Here is a 2,900-nt window from a genome sequence, read left to right as displayed (position 1 = left end):
TTTGGTGCGAGACGTTAATCTCAAAAGTTAGGCTAATAACCTAACGGGGAGGGATTGATCTCAATGGAATCTGAATTTAGATTACAAGAGATACAACTTTTTCAGTGACAGAAGGAATGATTGGGTAACGCCTTGAAACTTCTGCGGTAATACGCCCTAACCTCAAGTCGCAGCAACGGCTTGGGCGACCATAGCTGGGTAACGTATGCATGAAAGTAACCCGAAGTACCTCTCATGAGGTAACCGAAAGCCAAAGGGAGTAATAAACCCGGTGGAACTGGACGAGTAATGTATGCCGTGGATTATATACGGTGAGAATGTGATAAATCACTGACGAACTCGCGAATGTACGCTTCGATAGCTTTACGGCTTAGAAATGAGTCGGGTCTGAAAAGATGACTTGGTTTAAGGAAACAAAGGTAATCGAAGATGCCCTAATTCTTACACTGTTATAGGCAGTGGAGCAAACCACGGAGTAGAGTGAGCACCTAAGTATAATTAATGATAACTGAAAAGGAACGTCGGAAGCTACCAACGTATAGTGTGAAATAAAACTAGGCAGGCATGTCGAGTTAGAGGGGAAAATCCCGTAAGGAAATAACTCTCTTTAATGGTAGATGAAAGTAGTGGCACGACCGATGAAGGTTATGTAATAGAACTGGAGGAACAGCCACAAGGCAATAACTAAGGTTAAAACCTGATTTCACTAAATCCTAGCATGGATTCTGGTAGGACTAAAAAGGTCACTGAATTTCAAAGGACGGTGACAAACCATGAATAAACACTCAGTAGGAAAAAGGCTTAAAGACAAGAGTATCCGAAACTCAGAATACTACAGTATGACAGAGACTTTCGATAACTTGTATCAGAGGGCTAAGAACAAAGAAAACTTTCGACAACTAATGAAAATAATCGTTTCTGAAAAGAATATCCTACTAGCCTATCGAAATATTAAGCGAAATAAAGGAAGTAGAACACCATCAGTCGATAAAATTACCATTAAAACTGTCGAAAAAATGTCCCAAGAAAGTTTTGTTAAGTCTGTTAAAATGCGATTTAAAAATTACACACCAGGTAAAGTTAGGCGTAAGGAAATTCCAAAACCGAACGGAAAAACCAGACCTCTTGGCATACCATCGTTTTGGGATAGACTTATCCAACAATGTATCTTGCAAGTTCTGGAACCGATATGTGAAGCACACTTTTGCCCTAGGAGCTATGGATTCAGACCTAATCGGTCTGCCGAACAAGCTATTGCAGATTCAGTTAGAAAGATTAATCGGCAGGATTTAACTTTCGTGGTAGATATCGATATTAAAGGCTTTTTCGATGAAGTAAACCATGTAAAGCTAATGCGACAATTATGGACATTGGGAATACGAGATAAACAACTGTTAGTAATTATACGAAAGATACTCAAAGCCCCAATTATAATGACTGATGGTTCAACCATATATCCTACAAAAGGAACACCGCAAGGTGGAATATTAAGTCCACTGCTCGCCAACATCAATCTGAATGAATTTGATTGGTGGATAAGCCGACAATGGGAAACATTCGTGGTAAAAGAGAGGACGCCCAAGCTAACAAAGCAAGGAGCGCAAAACCGTTCACACGAGAATGTCGAACTTAAAAAAACCAGACTAAAACCAATGTACATAGTGAGGTATGCAGATGACTTCAAAATATTTACGAATATAAGAAGCAACGCCGAAAAGATTTACAAAGCGTGTAAACGATGGCTCGAGGAAAGATTGAAACTTCCTATCTCTGAAGAAAAGTCCAAAGTGACGAACCTAAAAAGGGAAAGAAGCGAATTTCTTGGCTTTACCTTAAAGGCGACCAAGAAAGGTAAGCGTCTTTCCACGGGAAAAACCAAATACGTGGCAGAGACGCATGTATCACCAAAAGCTATCAAAATTCAAATAGCTAAATTGACAGACCAAATCAAAAAGTTACAAAAGTCAGCAAGCCATCGAGAGATAATTAGGAATATTGGAAAGTACAACAGTATGGTGATTGGAGCGCACAACTACTATTGTATTGCCACCCATGTAAGTCGAGATTTTCATTGGCCCGGAAGAAACTTAACTAGGAAAATGTACAACCGGCTTCCAAGAGCTAGCAAAGCAGATACCTTCGGTTTCTCAAGGGTAGGTAAATATAGTGGCAAAGATAAAGGAATTATTCCCTATCTCGGATCAAAAACCATAAGATTCTACATGAAAAAACCAATTCTTCCTTTTGCGTATGTTCTGCATAAGAATCCTATGAGCAAACGTATAGCTATTAATAAGTACACACCAGAAGGACGAAAACTAATCCATAAAGGACTGGAAAACGTGACTGAAGCAGAATTAAGGTGGCTAAGGGAACATCCAGTAATTAATGACAGAGCAACAATTGAGTTCAATGATAATCGAATCTCCCTATTCGTTGCACAAAACGGAAAATGTGGGGTTATGAATGAAAAACTTGAACTGACAGACATGCATTGTCATCACAAACGATTATGGAGTGAAACGCAGGACGACAACTACGCAAATCTTATTCTCGTAAAATCAGAAATTCACAAGCTGATACATCTAACTAATGAACCTCTGGCAAAAAAGCTAGTGGACAAACTAAAAATGACAGATAAACAAATCGAGAAATTAAATAAACTGCGATTTCTTGTGAGAAACAATTTAATCTGTACTAACAAAACTTACTATGAACAACTAACTTTGTTCTAATGAACTAAACCAATGAAGTGTTTATGACTTAGTAGAAATCAAACTTAGGAATTGCTGGAGCGCCGTGTGAGGTGAAAGTCTCACGCACGGTGTGGAACGGGGGAAAGCCCAAAAGAGAATGGAATCATATCAGATTTTACACTTAGTAGGCTACCTATCGTTATC

1 protein-coding gene is annotated in these 2,900 nt (G+C 39.0%); it reads left to right on the top strand.

Features of this window, described 5'->3' with window-relative positions:
* Positions 1-773: 773 nt before the first annotated feature.
* Entirely contained in the window at positions 774-2,735 is a 1,962-nt protein-coding gene (ltrA, locus tag M3225_RS28685; RefSeq protein ID WP_251400722.1) for a group II intron reverse transcriptase/maturase, read from the top strand.
* Positions 2,736-2,900: the final 165 nt, after the last annotated feature.

Origin of the sequence: Priestia aryabhattai, from assembly GCF_023715685.1 — a bacterium.
In the GTDB taxonomy this organism is placed as follows: domain Bacteria; phylum Bacillota; class Bacilli; order Bacillales; family Bacillaceae_H; genus Priestia; species Priestia aryabhattai_B.
Note: the sequence above shows the minus strand (reverse complement) of the source record. Positions and strands in the feature narration are given on the sequence as shown.

Bases quoted from the DNA above. Each gene is read 5' to 3' on its own strand.
- ltrA (WP_251400722.1), top strand. From the start codon at position 774: ATGAATAAACACTCAGTAGGAAAAAGGCTTAAAGACAAGAGTATCCGA.